Source organism: Streptococcus suis, assembly GCF_019794555.1.
Classification (GTDB): Bacteria; Bacillota; Bacilli; order Lactobacillales; family Streptococcaceae; genus Streptococcus; species Streptococcus suis_AB.
In genome coordinates this window covers 16838-41968 of record NZ_JAIMEP010000011.1, presented here as the reverse complement: position 1 = coordinate 41968, position 25131 = coordinate 16838, and the positions used below count along the sequence as shown (strand labels likewise).

Sequence of the window (25131 nt, the reverse complement as noted above, 5' to 3'; positions counted from 1 at the left end):
TTACTGTAAATTGAAATATAACCTATTCTTAAATTGGTGTAATTCCGACTTTACTGACCATAATCATATTGATTATAACCTTTAGAGAATGCATCAAGAATATCATTGGAGGCTTTCTCATATGGAGTAGTAGATTCTAAAATTCCTTTTACGATAATCCGTTGCGTTGCATAGTAATCCGTACACGTAACCAGGGTAACTTCTGTTCGTCCTTCAACATCATCGATAACATAAACACTTTCAGGACTCACCACTTCGACACTATCTATCACATAAGTATAAACTGTATTTTTGTCTGTCAAGTATATCTTCATTCCATTTTCTGCACGGTCCAATGGAGAGAAAAGAACATCTGCAGAGCCTGCTACACCAAAGATATGGTGGCTAGCAAGGGCATAGTTACCTATTCCCATCTCTTGCGTTTCCTTCATCGTTCCTGCACCGTACATTAGAGATGTATTTCCAACTCCTTTAAAGATTGGAAGATTGATTCCTAACTCTGGTATTGCAATTCCACCAATTACAGGCAATTGCTGCGCTTCCCATTGAGCTTTAAGTATAGCTTCAGTCGAAACGGCTTGAACTTGTTCAAAGTCAAATGTCGACTCTACTTGTTTGTTCTTCTCAATTTCCTCGGTTGTAACATTCGTAATTTGATACTTATTTGTATTCCATCCAATAATCAAATTTCTGATTGAAGTATTAAAAATCAAGGCCAAGGAAATAATGATAAGAACAAATGCTAATAGATTTCTCCATAATCTACTCTTCTTTTTTTTCGTTTTTATATGCTTCGACATATTCTAGACCTCATCCTCTTTTTCTACCGCTGCATCTACTAATGCAAAGGTCATAATTTTTGCTTCTTCATCTAGTCGCATGACTTTAACACCCATTGTTGAACGACCGGTTTGTGAGATATTAGCAATACTTGTACGGATGATAACTCCTGTATCCGTAATCACCATAATATCTTCATCGCCCTGTACCGTTGTCAAACCAGCAAGTGGTCCGTTCTTTTCAGCTACTTTCAGAGTGATGATACCTTTACCACCACGACCTTTCGTTGGATATTCAGAGGCTGGTGTACGTTTTCCATAACCATTTTCTGAAAGGACTAACACTTCCTGATCATCAGAAACAATGGTCGCACCGACTAAATGATCTCCTTCACGAAGTTTTATTCCACGTACGCCTGTTGCAGTACGGCCCATATTTCGAACATCTGTTTCTGCAAATCGAACAGAATAGCCAAATTTTGTCCCCATAATAACATCAGCTTGACCATCAGTAAGGAAAACATTGATTAGTTCGTCATCATCTTTCAAATTCAAAGCCTTAAGACCGTTTTGTCGAATATTGGAGAACTCATTTACATTTGTACGTTTAACAATCCCTTGACGTGTCGCAAAGAAAAGATAGTGATCAGCGGCTTGATCCTTTGTCACATTGATAATGGTCTGAATAGACTCATTTTCTTCCAGTTTCAATAAGTTGACAACTGGAAGACCTTTAGCGGTTCGACCATATTCAGGAATTTCATATCCCTTGAGACGATATACACGCCCCTTATTGGTGAAGAAAAGCAGGTGATCATGGGTACTGGTTGATACGAGTTCGCGAACAAAGTCATCATCTTTCACACCTGTACCTTGGACTCCACGTCCGCCACGTTTTTGAGCTTGGAATTCATCTTGTGCCAACCGTTTGATATAGCCTTGGTTAGATAAGGTAATCAATACATCTGCTTCCTCAATAAGGTCCTCATCTTCCAAGGAAAGGACTTCACCAACCATCAATTCAGTACGACGTGGATCAGCATACTTGCGTTTTACTTCTTCTAGTTCTTCTTTGATGATCAAGACAACACGTTCAGGTTTTGCCAAAATATCTGTTAAATCAGCAATCAAAGCAACCAAATCATCATACTCTGACTGGATTTTATCACGTTCCAATCCGGTCAAACGACGAAGACGCATATCCAAGATGGCCTGACTTTGTCGTTCAGACAAGTCAAAACGTTCCATTAATTCAGCTTGAGCAAGTGCATCCGTTTCTGAATTCCGGATAATACGAATGACCTCATCAATGTGGTCAAGGGCAATCAGCAAGCCTTCTAAAATATGGGCACGTGCTTCTGCTTTTTCTTTATCAAATTGCGTACGACGAGTGACGACTTCCTTCTGGTGTTCAATATAGGATTCTAAAATCTGACGGACAGAAAGAATTTTCGGCACCCCGTTTTGGATGGCCAACATATTGAAACTGAAATTAGTCTGCAACTGGGTTTGCTTGAAGAGATTGTTCAAAATAACATTGGCAGAAGCATCGCGGCGAACTTCGATAACAAATCGCACACCCTCGCGGTTGGATTCATCACGAACAGCTGTAATCCCATCGATACGCTTCTCTTGCACCAATTTGACAATGTGCTCTTGCACCTTGGACTTGTTGACCATGTATGGAAACTCAGTAACGACAATACGCTCACGGCCGTTTCCATACTCTTCGATTTCTGTACGTGAACGAAGGGTAATAGAGCCATTACCTGTCTCATAGGCACGGTGGATACCTGATTTCCCCATGACCAAGGCACCAGTTGGAAAGTCTGGCCCAGGAAGGACTTCCATGATTTCCCGAGTTGTTACCTCTGGATTGTCCATCACCAGCTTCACAGCTTCGATGGTTTCGCCCAAGTTATGTGGCGGAATGTTGGTCGCCATACCAACGGCAATACCAGTCGTACCATTAACCAAAAGATTAGGGAAGCGAGCCGGTAGAACTTCTGGCTCACGCTCACTAGCATCATAGTTGTCCGCATAGTTTACCGTGTTCTTGTTAATATCACGGAGCATTTCCAAAGCAATCTTGCTCATGCGAGCCTCTGTATAACGCTGGGCGGCCGCACCATCACCGTCCATAGAACCGAAGTTTCCGTGGCCATCAACTAGCATATGGCGATAGCTCCACCACTGCGCCATACGAACCATGGCGTCATAAATGGCCTTATCCCCGTGCGGATGGTATTTACCCATAACATCCCCTGTAATACGGGCTGATTTCTTATGGGGTTTATCTGGTGTAATCCCTAACTCATTCATTCCGTACAAAATACGGCGATGAACAGGCTTGAGACCATCACGCACATCTGGCAAAGCACGTGAAACGATAACACTCATCGCATAGTCGATGAAGGAAGATTTCATCTCATTGGTCAGGTTTACCGTTACTAAGTTTTTATCTTGCATCTTATGCCTCTTTCAACAGTCATTGTGCCTCTATTATACCATATTTTACGACAAAACTCTTTATTGAAAATCATCATGTAAACATTTTCAAAGTCCCTTTCACAAGTGACAAAATGTACAAAAAGTGCTAGAATGGTAGATGGTTGGGATGATATCATCCCCAAATAAAACTAAGGAGATGTTTAGAATGACTGCAACTAAACAACACAAAAAAGTTATCCTTGTCGGTGATGGTGCCGTAGGTTCAGCTTATGCTTATGCCCTTGTTAACCAAGGTATCGGTCAAGAATTGGGTATCATCGATATCAATAAAGACCGTACACAAGGTGACGCAGAAGATTTGAGCCACGCATTGGCCTTCACTTCACCTAAAAAAATCTACTCTGCTGAGTACTCAGATGCTCACGATGCAGACCTCGTTGTTTTGACAGCTGGTTTGCCACAAAAACCAGGTGAAACTCGCCTTGAATTGGTAGAGAAAAACCTTCGTATCAACCAACAAATCGTATCTGAAATTGTTAAATCTGGCTTCAATGGTATTTTCCTTGTTGCTGCTAACCCAGTTGACGTTCTTACTTACTCAACTTGGAAATTCTCTGGTTTCCCTAAAGAACGTGTCATCGGTTCTGGTACTTCTCTTGACTCAGCTCGTTTCCGTCAAGCATTGGCTGAAAAAATCGGTATTGACGCTCGTTCAGTTCACGCTTACATCATGGGTGAACACGGTGACTCTGAATTTGCTGTTTGGTCACATGCCAACGTTGCTGGTGTGAAATTGTATGACTGGTTGCAAGATAACCGCGATATTGATGAGCAAGGTCTTGTAGACTTGTTCGTATCTGTACGTGATGCAGCTTACTCAATCATCAATAAAAAAGGTGCTACATATTATGGTATCGGTGCTGCACTTGCACGTATCACAAAAGCTATCTTTGACGACGAAAATGCAGTACTTCCATTGTCAGTTTACCAAGCTGGTCAATACGAAGGCGTTGAAGATGTCTTCATCGGTCAACCAGCTATCATCGGTGCACATGGTATCGTTCGTCCAGTTAACATTCCATTGAGCGAAGCTGAATTGCAAAAAATGCAAGCATCTGCTGCCCAATTGAAAGACATCATTGACGATGCTTTCGCTAACCCAGAAATCGCTGCTGGTGTTAAAAACTAATTCTATTTTTAAATAGCAAAAAAGGTGAGTCGATTAGGCCACCTTTTTTATATCCATTTGAAGTAACTTTGATATATCGTCACTTTCGCCTTGCCCTACTCTACGAAAGTGATTTGTTACGTAAGTCATATTTCAAACCTAGAACAGCCAGACATTTTTCTGTTCTAATAACCTGCACCTCAGTTCCTTGTCTGAAAGCTAATTCATTCGACTATCGTTTCTTCGATCATATCTCAACATCGCAATTCCATCGGTTACAGTTGATTCAACCAAGGTTAATTTTTGTTCCTCTGGCAATTGTTGGAATAAGGGAATTCCATCTCCTAAGATGGTAGGAATGATGCCGATGATAAAATGATCAATGACCCCAGCTTTCAAGCATTCTTGAACAAGGGATGCGCCACCAAACAACCAGATATCTCCCCCTTCATCATGTCGTAAGCGCTCAATTTCGGTAAGAATGTCTTTGACAAAACGAACATTTTCATAGTCTGATTTGTCAGCATGGCTAGCCACGAGAAATTGCTTCTCTTGATAGCCCTCAATCATCTCTAAAGGACAATCATCTAAAGATTTACGACCCATAATAACAGTATCACATGACTGAAAAAATGAAGGATTGTCAAACTGCAAGAGGGTATCAAATTGATTTGTACCATGTCCTTCAATCCAATCATAACTTCCGTCTTTTCTGGCAATAAAACCATCTAGACTCATTGCAATATTTAATACTAATCTTCTCATATGTTTCCCTCAATTCAACGTTTTATCGAAAAATTATTATACCACAAGTAGCTAGGAAAAGGAGAAAATGCATCACCAAGAATATAACCAATCAAGTCACAAATATTCCCTCAGATCAGCTGTTTTATATAAGGAAAAAACAAAAAAACGCATAAAATTATGTTCCAAAAACACTGATTTTATGCGTTTTATTGTTAGATTATCTCAATCCTCAAGCCCAAAATGGAGAGTGTATCTACCTTATTTAGATTTAATGTAGTTAACACCGTCTGCTTTTGGCGCTACTGCTTGTCCAAAGAAGGCCGAAAGGGCAATAACTGTAATCAAGTATGGAGCGATTTGGAGATATACTGATGGAATATCTTTCAAACCAGGCAATTGGCCACCAATAACCGCAAGACTTTGTGATAGTCCGAAGAATAGACTAGCAAGCATTGCACCAATTGGGTTCCATTTACCGAAGATTACTGCCGCCAAGGCAATGAATCCGGAACCAACAATCGTAGTCGCCGAGAAGTTGATATTTACAGATTGGGCACTTACAGCACCACCAACACCGCCTAAGAAACCTGCAATCAGTACACCTGCATAACGCATTGCGTATACATTGATACCAAGGGTATCAGCTGCTTGAGGATGCTCACCAACAGAGCGAAGTCGCAAACCAAATTTTGTTTTATACAAAACAAACCAAGAAGCAAATGCTGTAAGGATAGCGACGTACCCCATCAAACTAGTGTTTTTAAAGAATAAATCACCAATAACAGGAATATCAGCCAATACTGGGAAAGAAAACTTACCAAATGACTCACGTATACTGTCTGTTTGACCTTTATTATAGATAACCTTGACAAGGAAAACCCCAAGTGCAGGTGCTAATAAGTTCAATACGGTACCAGAAACTACGTGATCTGCTCTAAAGTTAATAGTGGCCATCGCATGGATAGCGGCAAAGACAACACCAGCCAAACCACCAACAATGATCGCTAAAAATGGTGTAGCTTTACCAAAAGTTTCAGCAAATTCAATGTTGAAGACAACACCAGCAAAGGCACCAATAACCATGATTCCTTCCAAACCAACGTTTACGATACCACTTCGCTCAGAGAATACTCCTCCAAGACTTGTGAAAATCAAAGGTGCTGAATAAATGAGCATTTGCGAAATGAGTAGGGTTAAAATAGATAAGTTCATCTTACTTAGCTCCTTTCGCTACTTTTTTTGAATTCAACAAAAGTTCAAAAATATACTTCACACCAATAAAGAATATAATAGACGCTGTAACAACGTTTATCAATTCTGTTGGAATTTGTGCACGAACCATACCAGGTGCACCTACTGAAAGTGTACCAAACAAGAAGGCTGCAAATGGAATTCCCAGTGGTGAGTTCGAAGCCAGTAAGGCAACTGACATACCATTGAATCCAATATCTAAATTACCACTTTGAATATAAACGTTCTGGAAAGTTCCCAACCCTTGGATTGCACCACCAAGTCCAGCTAAAGCACCGGAAATAACCATTGATAGAATAATCGTTTGTTTAGCTGACATACCAGCGTAGTTAGATGCAGTTGGGTTGATACCCACTGAACGAATTTCAAAACCAAGCGTTGTCTTTTTCATTAAGAACCAAATAACTATGACAGCTATAATGGCAAAGAAAATACCAATATTCATCCGTGAGTTGTTCGTTAGCGCTCGCAACCATTCTGTTTGATAAGAGGCGTTAGCAGAAACGTTAATTGTAGAATCTGTATTTTTCATCAAATTTTCTGAAAATATATCACGAATGATATAGTTACATGAATAGAGAATGATGTAGTTCATCATAATCGTAACAATAACTTCACTCGTTCCGAGATAGGCACGAAGGATACCAGGAATTGCGCCAGCAATACCACCTGCTACCATCGCTATCACAACCGTACCCAAAATCAAAACTGGTCGTGGTAAATCAGGATTTAACAATGCAAACCAACCTGCAAAGACCCAGCCGACATAGGCTTGACCAGACAAACCAACGTTGAAGAAACCTGCGCGACTTGCGACTGCGAATCCTAACGCAGTAAAAATGAGAGGCGCCATTGCTCGGAAAATCTCACCGATTGATTTGATGTTCCCAAAAGCAGAGTAGAATAATTCCTCATATCCCCAAATTGGATCATAGCCAAAAATGAACATGATGATTGCCCCAAGCACTAAGCCACTGATTGCCGCTAGCAATGGGAATAGTATTGTTTGATATTTCTTAAGCATGTACTTCTCCCTCCTCGATATGACCACCAGCCATCAAGACTCCCAATTCTTGTTTGTTTGTCTTAGCAGGATCAACAATACCATGAATGACACCATCGTGGATGACAGCAATACGGTCTGATACATCCAAAATTTCATCCAATTCGAAGCTGACAACCAGTACTGCTTTCCCCTTATCCCGTTCAGCAATAAGACGTTTACGAATATATTCAATAGCGCCTACATCCAAACCACGTGTTGGTTGACTGACAATCAATAAATCAGGATTGCGATCGATTTCCCTTGCGATGATCGCTTTTTGTTGGTTACCTCCTGAAAGGGCTTTAGCAGGTACTAATTCCCCAGCACCACGCACATCAAATTCTTGCATCAATTGACGGGCCTTTTCATTAATCGCTGTGTAATTCAAAATACCATTTTTAGAATTTGGTTCTTTATAGTAAGTTTGAAGAGCAATATTTTCAGCAACGGTCATCGGGAGTACTAAACCATCACGGTGACGATCTTCAGGAACGTGACTCACCTGCATCTCAGTAATCTTACGTGGTGATTTACCAACCACTTCCTCACCTTTAATCGTGATAGAACCAGACTTCACTTTGCGAAGTCCAGTAATTGCTTGAATCAATTCACTTTGTCCATTGCCATCAATACCTGCAATACCCACTATTTCCCCTGCACGTACGTCAAGAGATAGACCTTTCACTGCTGGGATACCGCGGTTTTCATTGACAACCAAATCTTTAATGGAAAGAACAACTTCTTTTGGATGGGATTCAACTTTCTCTGTCTTGAAAGAAACAGAACGCCCAACCATCCATTCAGCCAAATCTTGGTTAGTTGCTCCTTCAACTGCCACAGTTTGAATCGATTTACCACGTCGAATAACCGTTACGCTATCTGCAACAGCACGAATTTCATCCAATTTATGCGTAATCAAAATAATTGACTTGCCTTCTGAGACAAGGGTCTTCATAATCTTCAAGAGCTCTGCAATCTCTGCCGGAGTAAGTACAGCAGTCGGTTCATCAAATATTAGTAAGTCTGCACCACGATACAGTGTTTTTAAAATTTCCACACGTTGTTGTGCACCTACAGAAATATCCGCAACTTTTGCAGTCGGATCTACTTCAAGACCGTAGCGAGCTGAGAGTTCTTTAATTTCTGCAATAGCCTTCTTGATGTCAATAACACCAGCTTTGGTTGTTTCGCTACCTAAAATGATATTTTCAGCAACAGTAAAGGCATCCACCAACATAAAGTGTTGATGAACCATCCCGATACCCAAGTGTGCAGCTTTGGAAGGGGAATCAATTTTCACTTCCTTACCATTAATGACAATCTCACCACTTGTAGGCTCCAATAAGCCTGCAAGCATATTCATAAGTGTTGATTTACCCGCACCATTTTCACCCAAAAGGGCGTGAATTTCTCCACGTCTGACATTCAAATTAATATGGTCGTTGGCAACAAACTCACCAAATATTTTGGTGATATTACGCATCTCAATGACATAATCCTTAGTCATAATCTAGTTCCTTTCTGATTACAGTTAAACGGATTGAACCGACTGCCAACCACCCCTCCCATTTAAGATAATAGGATTTCTAGCAAGTTCATTCCAGCTAACTGTACCATTTTTACCAGTAAAACCTACCAAATTTGATAGGCTTTACTGAGAAAAATCTCAGCTTCTAAAAGGGCGACCGAGTGGTCGCCCTTTCGGAATTCATCAATATAAAACTTATGGTTTTTCTGGTACTTCTACTTTACCATCAAGAATAGCTTGTTTTGCGTCAGCAACAGCTTTTGATGCTTCGTCAGAAAGGTTTGTTTCTGCCAACTCTACACCTTTATCAGCAAGAGTATAACGAACAATTTCACCGCCAGGGAATTCACCATTTTCAGCTTTTGTAGCAATATCTTTTACTGCTGCACCAACTTGTTTCAAAGTAGATGCCAATACAAAGTTAGATTCTTTACCATCTTTAGAAGTGTAAGCACCTTCTGCAGATTGGTCACGGTCAACACCGATTACCCAAACTTTATCTGCTTCATTACGAGTTTCGTTTTCAGCTTTAGCAGCGGCAAATACACCGTTACCAGTACCACCTGAAGCGTGGAAGATAATATCTGCACCTGCAGCATATTGAGCAGCAGCGATAGTTTGACCTTTAGCAGCATCACCAAATGAACCAGCGTATTGAATATCAATTTTGATTGATTCATCAACAGATTTAACACCAGCTACGAAACCAGCTTCAAAACGGTCGATAACTTCACCTTTCATACCACCGACAAAACCAACTTGTTTCGTTTTAGTTGATTTAGCAGCCGCAACACCAGCAAGGTAAGAAGCTTCATGGTCGGCGAAACCAACGCTGACTACGTTATCTTCGTCAGCTACAACACTATCCACGATAACATAGTGAGTATCTGGGTTGTTTGGAGCTACTTCTTTAATCGCAGATTCCAACGCAAAACCGATACCAAATACTAGGTTGTAACCGCCTGAAACTGCTGAATCAAGGTTAGTAATGTATTCTGATTCATTAGCAGATTGGAAATAGTCATAACCATTACCTTTAGAAAGACCAGCTGCATTACCCCACTCTTGAAGACCTTCCCACGCAGATTGGTTGAATGAACGGTCATCAACACCACCGATATCAGTAACAATTGCTGCTTTAATGCTTGAAGCACTATCAGATGATGACGAATCATTCTTTGCAGTACGGCTTCCGCAAGCTGCTAAAGAAAGAGCTGCAACTGAAGCTAGACCAAGGCCAACAAATTTCTTGTTCATTTCTGAACCCTCCTAAAAAAACGTTTTGCAACTATTGTGTTGCAGAATGAAATTGCTACAGTCATTAGACTGCCATACAGACTAAGATAAGTCTGTAAAGGAATATGGAAGTAATTCCCCGACTGTCATCACGACTGTCGATTTATCTTTAGCGACAAGAGTCACTTTTAAATCCTTATCAAAAAATTCCGCCATAACTTGACGACATGCTCCACAAGGAGATATTGGCTTCTCTGTTTCACCATAAATAATAATTTCAGAGAAGTCACGTACTCCCTCGGAGATTGCTTTAAAAATCGCTGTTCTCTCAGCACAATTCGTCAACCCAAAACTAGCATTTTCTATATTCACACCTGAATATAGTTCCCCAGTCTTTGTAACAAGAATAGCACTGACTGGAAAATGTGAATAGGGCACATAGGCATATTTGCTATTGTCTACAACTAGTTCTATTAAATTAGTAGTCTCCATCCGCCTGTGCTCCGTTCATAATGGCTACACCTGACGATGCACCAATTCGAGATGCTCCAGCTTCAATAAAGGCAATAGCATCTTCATAAGAACGTGCACCACCAGAAGCTTTAACGCCCATGTCTGGACCCACAGTTTTTCTCATCAAGGCAACATCAGCAACTGTAGCACCGCCAGTTGAAAAACCGGTAGAAGTCTTCACATAATCAGCTCCAGCTTCTTTTGACAATTGACAAGCTCTCACTTTCTCATCATCTGTTAATAAGCAAGTTTCGATGATTACTTTAACAAGTTTATCTCCACTAGCATCTACAACTGCTTTAATATCATCCAAAACCAAGGCATCATTTCCTGATTTTAAAGCACCGACATTGATCACCATATCAATCTCATCAGCACCATTTGCAATAGCATCTTTAGTTTCAAAGGCTTTAACTGCAGATGTATTTGCTCCCAAAGGGAAGCCGATTACTGTACAAACTTTAACATCACTGTCTTTCAGGCTTTCTGCTGCCAATGAAACCCACGTTGGATTTACACAGACACTAGCAAAATCATATTCTTTTGCTTCAGAAAGAATCTTTTCAACCTGTTCTTGTGTTGTTTCTGGTTTTAAGATTGTATGATCAATATATTTATTCAATTTCATGTTTTTCTCCGTACATTAATAAATTATTTCAATGATTTCTTTCGTCTTTACACTTACTTTATCTATTTTAACATTTTTTTGAAAATTTGTAAGCATATTTTCCGAAATATTTTCATTAGCATATATTGTCGCAATCTGTTCACCTTCTGAAACAGATTCACCTACTTTTTTATGGAAAACAATTCCCGTTTCGTAATCCAATTGATCCGATTTTACAGCGCGACCTGCACCAAGTTTCATGGCAAATAAGCCAAACTCTAATGCTGGTAGAGCAACGATATAACCGTCTTTCTCTGCATAAACAGGAACTTGGTTTGACACTTCTACAGGTCGGTAGAGATCAGATAAATCACCACCCTGTGCAAGCACCATTTCCTCAAACTTCTTCAATGCGAGGCCGTTATCAATATGCTGTTTAACTTCTTCAACGCTTTTTTCAACATTCGCAAGACCTAACATGATATGTCCTAATTCGCAAATAAATTCGGTTACATCCTCGCGACCTCGCCCTTGCAATATTTCAAGGGCTTCTAAAATTTCTAATCGATTACCAATTGAAGTCCCTACTGGTTGTGACATGTCTGTCAGAACAGCGACTGTTTTACGACCAACAGCTTTCCCTAAATCAACCATGGTTTGTGCAAGAACACGCGCATCTTCCACAGTCTTCATAAAGGCACCCTCACCAACAGTGACATCTAGAAGAATCGCATCTGCACCTGCTGCAATTTTTTTAGACATGACAGAACTTGCAATTAAAGGAATAATATCAACTGTGGCAGTGACATCCCGAAGAGCGTAGAGTAATTTGTCTGCTTTCACCAGATTGTCAGATTGCCCAATTACTGCAACACCAGTTTCTTGGACTTGTTTGATAAAATCTTCTTGACTAACTTCAATCTGAAAACCATTAATCGATTCTAACTTGTCTAGTGTACCACCAGTATGGCCTAAACCACGACCGCTCATTTTTGCCACAGGAACACCAAAACTAGCAACCAGAGGAGCAAGAATCAGGGTGACCTTGTCACCAACACCACCAGTAGAATGTTTATCCACTTTTATACCTGGAATGGCCGATAAATCAATCTGTTCACCCGTTGCAACCATAGACATGGTTAAATCTGAAATTTCACGTGTTGACATGCCCTTAAAGTAAATAGCCATCGCAAGAGCAGACATCTGGTAATCTGGAACAGTTCCAGCTACATAACCGTCAATCAACCATTTGATCTCATCTGACGATAATTCTAAACCATCTCTTTTTTTTTGAATTAAGTCAACTGCTCTCATTTGTTCACACTTTCAAGGATATAATACCCTTTATCCTTCCTGATAATTTCACAGTTTCCAAAAACCTCTTCCATCTTCGCCTTGGCACTTGGTGCACCTTGTTTTTTCTGAATCACAATGGTAAGCGTGCCATTTTCGGATAGATGATTCTTAGCTCCTGAAATCACTTGGTGAACAACCGCCTTACCAGCGCGAATTGGAGGGTTTGAAACAATATAATCAAATTGTTTTGTCACATTTTCATAGATATCGGATTGGAAAATGTCGACAGCAACATTGTTTAGTGTAGCATTTTTTTCAGCCAATGCCAAAGCTCTGTTATTGATATCTATCATTGTAGTGTCAACATGATAGACCTTTGCAAGTGTTAAGCCAATCGGACCATAGCCACAACCTACGTCAAGCAAAGACTTCCCTTCTTCTAAATGAAGAGACTTTAAAAGCACCTGACTTCCATAATCTATCATTTTCTTACTAAATACCCCTGCGTCTGTTTGGAATGTCATTGGGGTATCCAGTAAAAGGACACGAAGTTCATGAATATCATGTGCTGTACTTGGATTTTTCTCGTAATACATATTTGACATATATTCATTATAACATTTCCTAAAAACGTTTACAAGAATTTTACTTAAATTCATAATCGTGCTACAATAGGCCTATGAAAAATGAATTTATCAATTTTGAACGCATTAGCAGAGAAACCTGGCAACAACTTCACCGCCATACGACAGCTCCACTCACGCAAGAAGAACTAAACTCCATAAAGAGTTTCAATGATAATATAAAACTCCAGGAAGTTTCTGACGTCTATTTACCATTAATCAATCTCATTCGCATTTATCGTAAAGCTCGCACGGATTTGACCTTTTCAAAAAGTTTGTTTTTACAAAAGAAAATTGAAAAACAACCCTTTATCATTGGTGTATCTGGTAGTGTTGCTGTCGGAAAATCTACAACCAGTCGTCTTCTGCAAATATTACTTTCCCAAACATTTAGGCATGCAAAAGTTGAGTTGGTTACGACAGATGGATTTCTTTATCCAAATGCAGAGCTTCAAGAAAAAGGTCTTCTTGACAAAAAAGGGTTTCCTGAATCTTACAATATGGAACTGTTGCTGAATTTTTTGGATACTATAAAAAATGGCGAATCCTTTAGCATTCCAACTTATTCACACGAAATTTACGATATCGTTCCGGATTCTTATCAAACCATCGAAGCACCTGATTTCCTCATTGTGGAAGGCATCAATGTATTCCAAAATCCTCAAAACCAACGATTGTATGTCAGCGACTATTTTGATGTTTCGATTTATGTAGATGCTGACGTGGATAATATTGAAACCTGGTACTTGGAACGATTCCAAAAATTGTTGAAACTAGCCGAAAAAGATCCGACAAACTATTACCATCGGTTCACACATTTACCATTTGCAGAAGTCATTGAAATGGCTCAACGTATCTGGAAAGATATTAACTTAGCCAACCTAGAAAAGTATATTGAACCGACACGAAACCGAGCAGATATTATCCTGCATAAAGGATTGAATCACGAAATCGATGAAATTTACTTAAAAAAATAAATTTCACTTGTCAAATGCAGTCTTTTCATATATAATGGTATAGTTAGTACAAGAAAGGGTGGAGGTGAAACCATTGGCAAACATTAAGTCAGCTATCAAACGCGCTGAATTGAACGTTAAACAAAACGAAAAAAACTCAGCACAAAAATCAGCTATGCGTACTGCAATTAAAGCATTTGAAGCTAACCCATCTGAAGAGCTTTTCCGCGCTGCTAGCTCAGCAATCGATAAAGCAGAAACTAAAGGTTTGATTCACAAAAACAAAGCAAGCCGCGACAAAGCACGTCTTGCATCAAAACTTGCATAATAAAAAAGAAGTCTATCAAGGACTTCTTTTTTTCTATTCTACTACCAATTCAAATGTTAATGTCTGTTCATTGTACAGATATTGGTAGGTTTCAATCCAGCCCAATACTTCAAATAGTCGATTGGTACCCGAAGCTGCATATTCCACCATTTGATCCAAGGCTGCTTGATTAGAAAATTGACACGCAATCCGGTGCTGACCTGACTGATATAGATTAGAAACAGTATGAACGATTAATTCCTCATCAAAATTCTCAAAATAAGTACCTTGCTGAACGTAATAATTTAAGGCATTGTCAGTACAAGAAGGATAGGCAAGTGGTCTCTCCGTATATGGATATTCTGTTCCCCAATAGCTTAGTAAGTCCACATCAGCAACTCTATTTCTATACAAGATAGAATCTGGAACACATAGATAGTCATAGCTAATAGTAGATTGCGCTTGACTCCCCATAGCTTCTTCAAAGACTGGATCACCCCAGGTTGAATCTACACCATAGTATTGCTGATCAATCTTCACTAAATTCCAAGCGTGTTCAATGGTTTCACCATTTGTTCCAGTCACATTACCAGATACATAGACAGCTTCTATCCCAGCCAACTTACATAAATATTGAAAGGTTCGGCTATACCCTGCACACACCGAGCTATTAGCTAGCAAAACTGATTTTATAGATTGATTGTCCCAACTAATCTGACTATCACTCAAAGCAGCAAGATTATAATCCGTATGCTGAATAATGTATTCATAGAAGAATTTTACAGTATCGTATACAAGACCCTTTGGAGCTTGGCTAACGATGGATTGTGCCAAAGATGCTAATTTTTTACTTTCTTCTTCAACCTGCAACGGATAGTCAGGCTCAGAAAGGTCCTGATAATCAATGCCGTCCCTCATTGCGTCAGTCATCCAGTAATACTCAGGGAAATCATTTGCTACTGAGAAAAATGCACGTGTATAGGTCTCATCGTCTACCCTGTCAATTGCAATCTGCTGTTTGAAGGTACGCAAACCATTCGCTAATTGGAGGTAGACACGGCGTTCCTCATCCGTGTCTAATTGTTGATAATAAAAATAGTCAGCAACTTGCTCCCTCATCTGTTGCAATTCATTTTCAAGGACTTTAGCTTCTTGTGTTGCTTCTCCGCTGATTACCTTGCTAAAATCCTCTATTTGAGGAAAGTATGAACAGCCTGTCAACTGCGTGCAAGCCAATATGATTAATATAATTAAGTAACTCTTCTTTTTCACGACCTACTCCTCTCCTCCATCCTAGTATATCATACTTTCGAACCGACAAAAAAATGATAGGGCACGTTCCTATCATTTTTCTTATTTTATCTTGGTAATCTTACCTCAAAAATAGTTCCTTTAGGCTGATTATCCCGCACAGTGATTGTGCCTTTCAAACTATTGGAAATTTGTAAGGCTAAGGATAAACCGAGACCAAACCCACCCTTGCTCCGAGTACGGGCCTTGTCTACACGATAAAATCGATCGAAAATTTTCTTTTTATCACTATCACTGATTCCCAATCCATTGTCCGCTACCGTAAAGTAAACCAACTTGTCTTTGATATTGGCTGTCACTTGTATAGCGCCATCCTCTTCGGTATACTTCATTGCATTATCAAATAGAATGGTTAGAAGCTGTTTTACCAACACCTTATCCGTCCGAATTGGTTGATGAATCAAATTATTAACCGTGACTGTTTTACCATTTTCATCTGCAATCATCATGTAATTCTCAAAGATTTCATCAAAATAGCTAGGTGGAACGTCAACTATATCTAATTTGAAACCATCATCACGACGAGCTAAGTTCAGTAAATTCGTAGTCAACATACGCATATTACGAACTTCCTCTAGGCTTGATCCTATACTCTCACTACTCTCCAAAATGGTTGCATTTGGATGTCTAAAAAGACCTTCCAAACGATTCTGTAACACAGCTAAAGGCGTTCTCAATTCATGACTAGCATTCTCAACAAAATCCTTTTGTTTTTGATAGCTAATCAAGATAGGACGCATACTCAAATTTGACAGATAGATACTAGCCAAGATGGAAATAAGCCAAGCAGATACCATGACAATAGCCACAGCAGTTTCATACGTCTCAATAGATGATTTAATCTGACTCACGTTCACAAAAATTGTCGCGTATTTAATATCATAGGAAGAATAATACCCAAGGTCATCTGGCGCCAATTCAATAGTAACATAGCGGTAATCTTCTGAACTACCGAATGTAGAATCTACCGATACTTCCTTGATTTCCCCTAAATTTTTCTTGTCTAAAGATAAATCAGTTAAACCAGTAAACGTATCAGGATTAACTACTTGACCATCTTTTGAATATAGCAAGACATGCGTATTAAAACCAAGTTTCAGCTGATCGTCTTTTTTATTCTTTGGGGTGTTTGGAGATGAAGAATCGGAAGTTGTAGTTCCACTCCCATCGGTTATATTATCATCTTGAACAATAAATTCCGAATTGGGTTCATAGGTTCTTGCAACCGCAAAGCCAACTACTAGTGCCGGTGCATCCTTAATTCGGGCTAATGTATCGTCTGAAGTCTGATACATGGTTGAACGCATCAATTGGAAAATAATTGCAGTCATCAAACCAAAGATAAGGGTAAATACTGCGAAATAGCGAATAAAGAAGGAAAATTTATCCGTTGAAATAAATTTTTTAAAACGTTTAGGCATTCTTCAAAATGTAACCGACACTACGAAGAGTTTGAAGATTTTCTCCAAATGCGGTTCCTTTCAATTTTTTCCGAATTTTAGAAACATACACTTCCACTACAGAAATAGTTGTATCACTATCAAATCCCCAAATACGGTCGAAAATCTGTGTTTTAGGAAGAATGACATTTTGATTTTGTAAGAAATATACTAATAAATCAAACTCTTTTCCGAGAAGCTCAACTTCCTGTCCATTAACTGTAGTTGTGTTAGTAGATAAATCAACAGTTACATCTCCAAACGTAAGTGTATTTTCATTAAATTTTCCAGCACGTTTCAATAATGCTTGGATTCGCATTTTTAATTCTTCCAAGTAGAATGGTTTTGTAAGGTAATCATCCGCACCTAACTCAAAACCATGCCCTTTATCCTCTAGGCCTTCCTTGGCAGTCGTAATCAGAACTGGAGTTGTGACACCTTTTTCACGGAGTTCTTTTAAAACTTGGAATCCATCCTTTTCAGGTAACATTAAATCTAAAAGAATTAAGTCATAAACCCCAGTTTCTGCTTCATAGATTCCTTCTTCACCATCAAAAACTTGCATAACATCTGCAAAATCATCTAAAAAATCAAAGACTGAATTGGAAAGGCTCAAATCGTCTTCAACCAATAATATCTTAATCATTCATTTCTCCTTTGCTCCATGAGCTAGTCGTTAGACTAGAAAAGATTCAAAGCTATTTTTTCTCTTCCAAGTTCATTATACCATGGAATGAAAAAAACAAGAATTAATTGACCTATTCTTCCGTCGAACTAGAGTCACTTTCTATCTGAGATTTAATTTCTTGATTTCGTTGTTTCAATGCATTCACTTCATCAGAAGACGAAGAATTCTCATCCGTCGTTGTAGAATCCGACTGCGAAGCCCCACTCGTTGCATCAGGCGGAGTCATACCTTGGCCCCCTCGGCCTGGTGGCATTCCCTGTCCAGCCCTACCTTGTCCTTGTCCACTTGGCATTTGATTAGGATCAAAACTCCCAGGAGCTTGGTCAGTTGCTCCATTCTGATTTTCTGTCGTAGTAGCCTGGCTTTGATTTACAACTGAGCTAGTAGTTCGGTTAATGCTCATTCCACCGGCAAAACCAATTGTAGCTGCTGAAATCCTCACAGTCGCCAATAAAATAAGTGGCTGTTCTTTTAATTTACTTAAGAGTGACATACAATTCCTCATTTCTTTAAATGTTTAATAAGGTAATTTCACGAAATTCTGGAAATCACCCTATCTCACAACTAGTCTAAGAAAACATACTTAATGTAAACTAAAATTGGGAAAAAAGAGAACAAAATTGTCCTCTTTTGCGAAATTATTAAATACTTCCAGTGATAAGTACTAATATTCTTTGGTTTAGAAATAATATAATGTTTATACTTAACTGACTAGAAATGCATTAATGATAGATAACACCAAGTCCACGAATTATATAAAAATCATAAATATAATTCTTGAATATATGGATGCTAGACAAGATAAGTACGCAAATTGAAAAATAAAATACTAATCTTTGAACTTTTGGGTATTTTTTTAACAATCTATAATAGCCAAACATCGTCATCAAACACAATGGTACAAATAATCCAATAATATATCTTCCTTGAGGTTGGTAATCTGTAAAGTAACTCCTATAGACATGTAATAAAACGGTCAGTAACATTGAACCTGCAATTGATAAATACGCAGAAAAATTCCAAACTGATAATTTCTTTTTGATTGAATAATATATACTAAAGATAACTCCAATTAATAAACTATACCAATATGCATTATAAAGAAAATCAGATAAAACGAGTGACATATAACTAAATCTGCCGATAAACGATTGCCAAGTCCAAACAATAAAATCAAAGTTACGCCAGGTTAAAAACTCTACAAAATTTCTTCCATAACTGACAGCCCCGTTTAGCATTGATTCTCCACCTTGTTCAATCCATTTTTGATGAGCAGCTTCAAATGCGCTACTACCAAAAAAATCTCCATATAAAAGAAAATTTCTTATAAAGAATGGTGCAACTACAACTATTAGAATAATTGATAATAGGAAACAATGCTTAGCTATCGTGACCAGATTATTTTTATTTAATTTATTAGTATTATTAATTGCAAATAGAAAATAGAAACCTGCGAATAAGACGAAGCCATATGTATTGATATAACCCAACAAACAGACTATAAAACCTAATGCTAAATAAAGTGTATCGAAATACGTCCATTTACGTGCAACACTTGTCTTTACAGTGACATCAGTAACTAGTGCTACCCCCAATAATCCAATAATATCATTATTGACATAAGAGGATAAAAAGATAATTTGTGGCCAAAGACCAACAAATAAGATTGTAAGTAATCTAAAATACTCACTCTTTGTGATTCGTAAAACAGAAAGTGCGACTACATTTGCTGTCAAAATGCCACTAACTACACTTGTAAATCTAGCTGATAGTAACAATGCCTGATCGCTCTGACTAAACAAGCTAGTCACTTTCATAAATAATGCACTAAATAATGGTGCTAAGAATTGCGAATAAAAACCATAAGACCAATTTCCACCTCTATCAAATAATGTCTCGGCATCATAACCAGTAGGAAGATATCCATGTTTATATATAAACATGGGAATTTTATAGCGTAAATATTCATCGGGTGCACCATCAAAAGGTATGGTTTTAGCCCAAACAATATAAATAATAAATAGAAATAATGTAGAAATAAATAACATGATAGAAAATCGATCTAATTTCATCGTTTACTACTTCCTTCTCTATTCCTAACAAGGATATTTAGAATTGATCTATCGCAATTTAATAGTTTACTTCCAACAATATAAATATTTGCTGCACAAATTAAAATAAGAAAGTATACGTAAGGGATAACATAACGTGACTTTACCTCCCAAAAAATGTGAAAAGAAAAACCACCTATAAGATATATATATGGAATTAAGTTTAAAAACTTATAGTCTTTAATTGTAAATAATAATTGTATCAAAGAATAAATAAAAGAAGAAATATATAGCAGAGTTACAATTACTGACATATATTTATTATAAACTTGATATAAAGTTCCTTCACTATATAGATTCTGTAATAAGTCTGATTCAACAGTTTGACCATACGCCGCTAAGGGACCAACAAAAATTGATTGAAAAGTTGGCTCATTCCAAGTTACATTTAATTTTTTATAAAAAAACTGCTTTGCATATTTTGGATTTGAAGTTAATTTCTCTAGACGTTCATTGAAATCTCGATTGACTACCTGTTCGGTTTCTTTATCATTATAATTGGTCCACTCCCTTATAAAGTTTGTATAACCATCCCAATAACCGGGACTAGAGACTTTATCATTTAATCCCATTACAATCCAAGCTTTCTGAGGAGGATAGGTAATATTCTCTTGGATTTTTGACTCATAGTAATGATGTATAGCACTATTCACTACAAAATAAGGAATTGGTAAAATAATCAAATTTAAACAAACAAAAACTGAAGGCTTCTTTATTAGTTCAACTATATGTAGTAGAAATAGGAGTACAAGAAATATAAGATAGTTTGCCCTTATTAAACAAGCAGCGGTAACAAATATAATTGAAAGCAAAAAGTAAATGATATTCCTATTTTTATGATAAACAAGATAGAAATAAAGAGAAAGTAGAACAAAAAGTAACCCAGGAATATCACCATAAATCCACAATGTCAAAAAAATAGTTGGCAAAAATAAATGCGATAATATAATAACAAGGTTATCAATAATTTTTTTGTCAAACAATAAGTGTGCAATTTTCCATAATAGATAATTTGATATACAAACTAAAAAAATTTGCAACTTAAATAAATTATGTATGTCAGTAGTAAAAAAAGAGTAAATTCTAAATAATGTTAGCAATCCCATTTGACTCGGAAAAGTTGCCATATAATGAGTATGATCAATTTTTTCAAATGAGGAAAAATCTCCACTATTGATTTGTATTGCAGTCTTTAAAACTGCATTTGGATCTGAACGAATAAGCTCGCCTGCATTTTCAGATATAAATAACCCAATAAATAAAAATATACAAGTAAAAAATGTAAACAATAATATCGATGGAATTTTTTCCAAAAATCGAACAATTATAACGAGTAATATACAAACTAAAGACAGGCTAAAATAAAAAATAAAATCTGTTTTTGAAAAAATGGTTGTTTGGGTCATATCCAATTTCATATAACCTGTTGACTTCAATGAAATAAATGAGAGAAATCCAGTAATAACAGCTGAACAAATAAGAATTATATTCTTTCCCAAAAAAAGTAAAATAGATTGAAACCAATTGTACTCCGTATTAATATTCATCAATTTTACCTACCCTCTCACTTACTATATATTTTGGTCTATGCTTAACTTCAAGGTAAATTTTTCCTATATATTCACCGATAATACCTAAACAAATTAACTGTACACCACAAAATAGACTTAAAAGAGTTGCATTAGATGCCCATCCTGATACTGTATCTCCTGAAAAAAATCGAACAAAAATCCAAATTACGACAATAAAACTGATAAAAGCCATTATTAATCCTAGACTAGTTACAAGTCGAATAGGTTTAATACTTAAACTGGTAATTCCCTCGAATGCTAACTGTAACATTTTACTCAGTGGATATTTACTTTTTCCTGCTATTCTTTCGTTACGTTTGTAATAAACAGATGTACTATTAAATCCTACCAAAGGAAACATGCCACGAAGAAATAGGTTAACCTCATCAAATTTTTTAAACTCATGTAAAACTTTACTTGATACCAAACGATAATCTGCATGATTATAGACTGTTTCAACACCTAACCATTCCATTATTTTATAAAATGTTTGAGCTGTTGTTTTTTTAAAAAAAGTATCTGACTCACGATCGTTTCTTACACCGTATACAATTTCAGCACCATTTAGATAAGACTTTATCATTTCATCCATTACTTCAATATCATCTTGACCATCAGAATCAATTGAAATCGTAATATCAGAAAAATTTTTACTTTCCATTAAGCCTGCATATACAGCATTTTGATGACCTCTATTTCGACTTTGTCGCACACCAATAAAATGTGTAGACTCCATAGATAATTTAGTAATAATATTCCATGTATCATCATTACTTCCATCATCTACAAAAACAATTTTACTGTTATTAGCAATCCATTTTTTTTCAATCAACGACTGCAATTTATTCAAAAAAAGTGGAGCAGTGATTGGTAACACAGTTTCCTCATTATAGCAAGGAATTACTATAGCCAAAATTGGTATATTTTTTTTATTTTCCTTATTCTTTTTCATAAAATATAAATCTTCTCTAATATTTAATTTGTAAAAGTAAACTACATGCTACTGCATTTGAAAAAAATAACTATAATTTTTCAAATATGATTTTCCGGAAATAAGATCATACTCAACTAACTTTAAGTCAGTAGCTATCTCTAATTGTTCATTGGTTAGGGCATTTTTATCAACGCTTGCATTTTCTAAAACATCAGTCAGTAGAGCATAGTATGGTGAAACTTTAGAATTTGTATGAGCAAGCAAGGCTGCTGGCAAATCTGTGGAATTTACGATTGGAAATTCTAATTTAGTATTTGAATTATTACTCCAAATAAAATAATCTGTTAAATATTGGTTTTCGGGATCATTTTCAAATGCAGAAACAGGATAAAGTCCTGGTAAATGGTCACCATAGAATACAACTGTTATCTCCTTATCAATCTTAGAAAGTTTATCTAAAAATTCTTTTGTAACAATATCCGTCTTATAAACAAGTCTAGCATAGTTTGTCAAACGACTATTTTCTAAATCTGAAAAACCAATGCCTGACCCTGTGATATATTCGGGTTCATCTATTGTCCATGGAATATGATTTTGATAGGTGATAACTAAGAAAAATTGACTTTGACTTACATCAATCTGATCTAATATATTTTGATAAGTAGATTCATCACTTGGATAGCCACCGTATTTTTCGTATACAGTTGGCTCAGTTGCATTACTATCTGTAGCAATAAAAGTTCCAAAATTTAGACGTCTATAAACATCTTTCCTTGAATATAATTGTGTACCCCCAAGATGGATTACATATTTATTTTGATTTAAATAGAAATCACTAATTGAAGGGATTATTGACATTTTTGGTACTACTTCAACATTATAAATAGAAATAGAATTAGACAGGTTATAAAATGGAAGTCCAATTAACGCTTGAGATTCCATATTAGCAGTTCCACCACCATAGTTGTCTGATTTCATTAGTCCACTAGTTGTTGTAGTTTTTATCATATCAATATTTTTTAAAATATCTTCAGTTAACGTCACTCCTTCTATTCGATTCGGATTTGCAAGACTCTCGCTTAAAATAAATATGACTGTCTCGTCTGAAATATTCTGTTCTCTTGTCCTATTTATTTCTTCAGCACGATTTTGGTATTTTGTAACTAAGTCTTCAATTGTTTTCCGACTATAATTTTCGGGTTTTTCCATCAAAGTTCTAGTCAGTTGTTTCATCCAAACAAACATTAATGACTGGTAACGTGCACTTCTTGTATGCCCTTCAAAAGTAATATTTTTTCCATTATTAATTTTAGAAAGAACAGGCAGACCACTTGCGATATATCCATTTTCTTGATTTTTAAAAATTCCGTAAATTCCACCCAAAATTGAAAATGTTAGTGAAACTAGAACAACCTGTTTACGAATCGAACTGATAATTTTTCCTTTTAAATATCTAGTATTCAAGAATAAATATATCGTGACTAATACAATAATTAACAAAATTGAAAATAATAATATTTTCATATCTAGAAAACTAAAAATCAAATCTATTTGTGTAATCATTGATAGATCGGTCAACAATAATGGTTCGCTACGCAGGTTAAACTTCAAATTATTTGCAATTGTAAATGCAATACCTGAGAACAATATTATCATGGTAGCTAACCAATATCGATTAATGAAAAAATATAAAAAAGTAAAGATTAGTGTTAATATGATAATTTGAAATAAGGTGGCTCCAGAAAAAATAAATTCACCTAAATAATCCTCATTCGCCTTGATTCCAAATTGTATCAAGAGATTAAAAATCAATGAAAAAAATAAGGAACTAATGACAGCTAAAGAAAAGCTTGAGTTATTTTTTCTCACACCTTCAACTGCTTTCCAAAATAAATAGGTAACCATAGCAATGAAGATAAGTATGATAAGTAATTTATATAACAAATAAAAGTAAAAACTCTTTGGATCACCACCATTTGTTAAATATAAAAACTGCTTTAACTTATCAATTAATTTACTATCTTGTAATACAATTAGTGATACTAATGAAGCTAAAAGTACATTTGATGAACCACTATGATTAAAATAAGCCAGATATTTTCCGAAAACATAAACTTTATTTGATAGGTATTTAAGCAAGATTGCTAATACTATGATGACAGCAAGTAAACCAAAACTTCCCAATTCAAAAAAATTATTTTTAATAAATTCAGAAAACTTAAATAGCTCATTATTTAAGTTTTGTGTAAACAATAACAGGTAGGAAATAAACAAATATATTACATATGATATCGTTAATCTTTGAAAGCAAAGTCTATTAATAAAAGCAGTTAAACTGGCTGCTAAAATAACAATAGATATAGCTGCACTTGCCTGTAAAATAAAATGTAGTAATATAACTTTTTGACTAACTGATTCATAATCAATTAAATTCTCACTTAGAATGTATACTCCAATAATTAAAGTAGCGAAAATCAAAAATATATTTATTAACGTATCAGCTTTGATAATTCTCTCAAAATACTTTTTCATTAGCTGATTTACTTACCTCTTTTCATCCATAAATTAAT

The 25131-nt window shown here is 36.5% G+C and carries 22 protein-coding genes; 3 read left to right on the top strand and 19 right to left on the bottom strand.

Going from position 1 to position 25131, the window contains the following annotated elements:
- Nucleotides 1-50 precede the first annotated feature (50 nt).
- Nucleotides 51-800, bottom strand: coding sequence for a class A sortase (locus K6V48_RS06295; protein ID WP_222368585.1), 750 nt, complete (start codon nt 798-800; stop codon nt 51-53).
- A gap of 3 nt (nt 801-803) precedes the next feature.
- On the bottom strand, nt 804-3248 hold the full coding sequence (gene gyrA, locus K6V48_RS06290) for a DNA gyrase subunit A (RefSeq protein ID WP_222368583.1): 2445 nt from the start codon (nt 3246-3248) through the stop codon (nt 804-806).
- Nucleotides 3249-3435: 187 nt separating this feature from the next.
- Between gyrA and K6V48_RS06285 the strand changes: the two genes are divergently transcribed.
- Entirely contained in the window at nt 3436-4419 is a 984-nt protein-coding gene (locus tag K6V48_RS06285) for an L-lactate dehydrogenase (RefSeq protein ID WP_222368582.1), read from the top strand.
- A gap of 198 nt (nt 4420-4617) precedes the next feature.
- Here the strand turns inward: K6V48_RS06285 and K6V48_RS06280 are convergent, their stop codons facing one another.
- The 9 genes from K6V48_RS06280 to K6V48_RS06240 all read right to left on the bottom strand — a co-directional run bounded on the left by K6V48_RS06280 (nt 4618) and on the right by K6V48_RS06240 (nt 13226).
- A complete protein-coding gene (locus K6V48_RS06280) occupies nt 4618-5163 on the bottom strand; it encodes a dihydrofolate reductase family protein (RefSeq protein WP_172084326.1) in 546 nt (181 codons plus the stop codon).
- 240 nt (nt 5164-5403) lie between these two features.
- Nucleotides 5404-6357 carry an ABC transporter permease gene (locus K6V48_RS06275; protein ID WP_172016263.1) on the bottom strand — a complete coding sequence of 318 codons (954 nt, stop codon included), beginning with the start codon at nt 6355-6357 and terminating at the stop codon, nt 5404-5406.
- Nucleotide 6358: 1 nt separating this feature from the next.
- Complete coding sequence (locus tag K6V48_RS06270; protein ID WP_222368579.1) at nt 6359-7420, bottom strand: ABC transporter permease; 1062 nt, start codon at nt 7418-7420, stop codon at nt 6359-6361.
- The gene (locus K6V48_RS06265; protein ID WP_222368576.1) at nt 7413-8948 is read right to left on the bottom strand and encodes an ABC transporter ATP-binding protein; all 1536 of its coding nucleotides are present in this window, start codon (nt 8946-8948) and stop codon (nt 7413-7415) included. The genes K6V48_RS06270 and K6V48_RS06265 overlap by 8 nt, the downstream gene beginning before the upstream one ends.
- 216 nt (nt 8949-9164) lie before the next feature.
- The gene (locus K6V48_RS06260) at nt 9165-10226 is read right to left on the bottom strand and encodes a BMP family lipoprotein (RefSeq protein ID WP_222368573.1); all 1062 of its coding nucleotides are present in this window, start codon (nt 10224-10226) and stop codon (nt 9165-9167) included.
- Between the two features lie 81 nt (nt 10227-10307).
- Complete coding sequence (locus K6V48_RS06255; protein ID WP_172018666.1) at nt 10308-10697, bottom strand: cytidine deaminase; 390 nt, start codon at nt 10695-10697, stop codon at nt 10308-10310.
- Entirely contained in the window at nt 10684-11346 is a 663-nt protein-coding gene (gene deoC / locus K6V48_RS06250; RefSeq protein ID WP_024392092.1) for a deoxyribose-phosphate aldolase, read from the bottom strand. The genes K6V48_RS06255 and deoC overlap by 14 nt, the downstream gene beginning before the upstream one ends.
- A gap of 15 nt (nt 11347-11361) precedes the next feature.
- A complete protein-coding gene (locus K6V48_RS06245; RefSeq protein ID WP_160864290.1) occupies nt 11362-12639 on the bottom strand; it encodes a pyrimidine-nucleoside phosphorylase in 1278 nt (425 codons plus the stop codon).
- Entirely contained in the window at nt 12636-13226 is a 591-nt protein-coding gene (locus tag K6V48_RS06240; protein WP_172006703.1) for a class I SAM-dependent methyltransferase, read from the bottom strand. The genes K6V48_RS06245 and K6V48_RS06240 overlap by 4 nt, the downstream gene beginning before the upstream one ends.
- A 74-nt stretch (nt 13227-13300) precedes the next feature.
- Here K6V48_RS06240 and coaA point away from each other — a divergent pair, with 74 nt between their 5' ends.
- Nucleotides 13301-14221 carry a type I pantothenate kinase gene (gene coaA / locus K6V48_RS06235; protein WP_024392089.1) on the top strand — a complete coding sequence of 307 codons (921 nt, stop codon included), beginning with the start codon at nt 13301-13303 and terminating at the stop codon, nt 14219-14221.
- Nucleotides 14222-14279: 58 nt separating this feature from the next.
- A complete protein-coding gene (gene rpsT, locus K6V48_RS06230) occupies nt 14280-14528 on the top strand; it encodes a 30S ribosomal protein S20 (RefSeq protein ID WP_012027069.1) in 249 nt (82 codons plus the stop codon).
- A 33-nt stretch (nt 14529-14561) separates the two neighbouring features.
- Here rpsT and K6V48_RS06225 read toward each other — a convergent pair whose 3' ends face one another.
- The 8 genes from K6V48_RS06225 to K6V48_RS06190 all read right to left on the bottom strand — a co-directional run bounded on the left by K6V48_RS06225 (nt 14562) and on the right by K6V48_RS06190 (nt 25093).
- Entirely contained in the window at nt 14562-15779 is a 1218-nt protein-coding gene (locus K6V48_RS06225) for a transglutaminase domain-containing protein (protein WP_222368571.1), read from the bottom strand.
- An 86-nt stretch (nt 15780-15865) separates the two neighbouring features.
- The gene (locus K6V48_RS06220) at nt 15866-17239 is read right to left on the bottom strand and encodes a sensor histidine kinase (protein WP_222368569.1); all 1374 of its coding nucleotides are present in this window, start codon (nt 17237-17239) and stop codon (nt 15866-15868) included.
- Nucleotides 17232-17903: a response regulator transcription factor gene (locus tag K6V48_RS06215; protein ID WP_024403838.1), complete on the bottom strand. Its 672-nt coding sequence runs from the start codon at nt 17901-17903 to the stop codon at nt 17232-17234. The genes K6V48_RS06220 and K6V48_RS06215 overlap by 8 nt, the downstream gene beginning before the upstream one ends.
- Before the next feature lie 112 nt (nt 17904-18015).
- Nucleotides 18016-18438 carry a hypothetical protein gene (locus K6V48_RS06210; protein WP_222368567.1) on the bottom strand — a complete coding sequence of 141 codons (423 nt, stop codon included), beginning with the start codon at nt 18436-18438 and terminating at the stop codon, nt 18016-18018.
- Nucleotides 18439-18667: 229 nt separating this feature from the next.
- The gene (locus K6V48_RS06205; protein WP_222368565.1) at nt 18668-20017 is read right to left on the bottom strand and encodes a hypothetical protein; all 1350 of its coding nucleotides are present in this window, start codon (nt 20015-20017) and stop codon (nt 18668-18670) included.
- Nucleotides 20014-21603 carry a hypothetical protein gene (locus tag K6V48_RS06200; RefSeq protein WP_222368563.1) on the bottom strand — a complete coding sequence of 530 codons (1590 nt, stop codon included), beginning with the start codon at nt 21601-21603 and terminating at the stop codon, nt 20014-20016. Before K6V48_RS06200 ends, K6V48_RS06205 begins: the two co-directional genes overlap by 4 nt.
- A complete protein-coding gene (locus tag K6V48_RS06195) occupies nt 21593-22579 on the bottom strand; it encodes a glycosyltransferase family 2 protein (protein WP_222368561.1) in 987 nt (328 codons plus the stop codon). The genes K6V48_RS06200 and K6V48_RS06195 overlap by 11 nt, the downstream gene beginning before the upstream one ends.
- A 48-nt stretch (nt 22580-22627) precedes the next feature.
- The gene (locus tag K6V48_RS06190) at nt 22628-25093 is read right to left on the bottom strand and encodes an LTA synthase family protein (protein ID WP_222368559.1); all 2466 of its coding nucleotides are present in this window, start codon (nt 25091-25093) and stop codon (nt 22628-22630) included.
- Nucleotides 25094-25131: the final 38 nt, after the last annotated feature.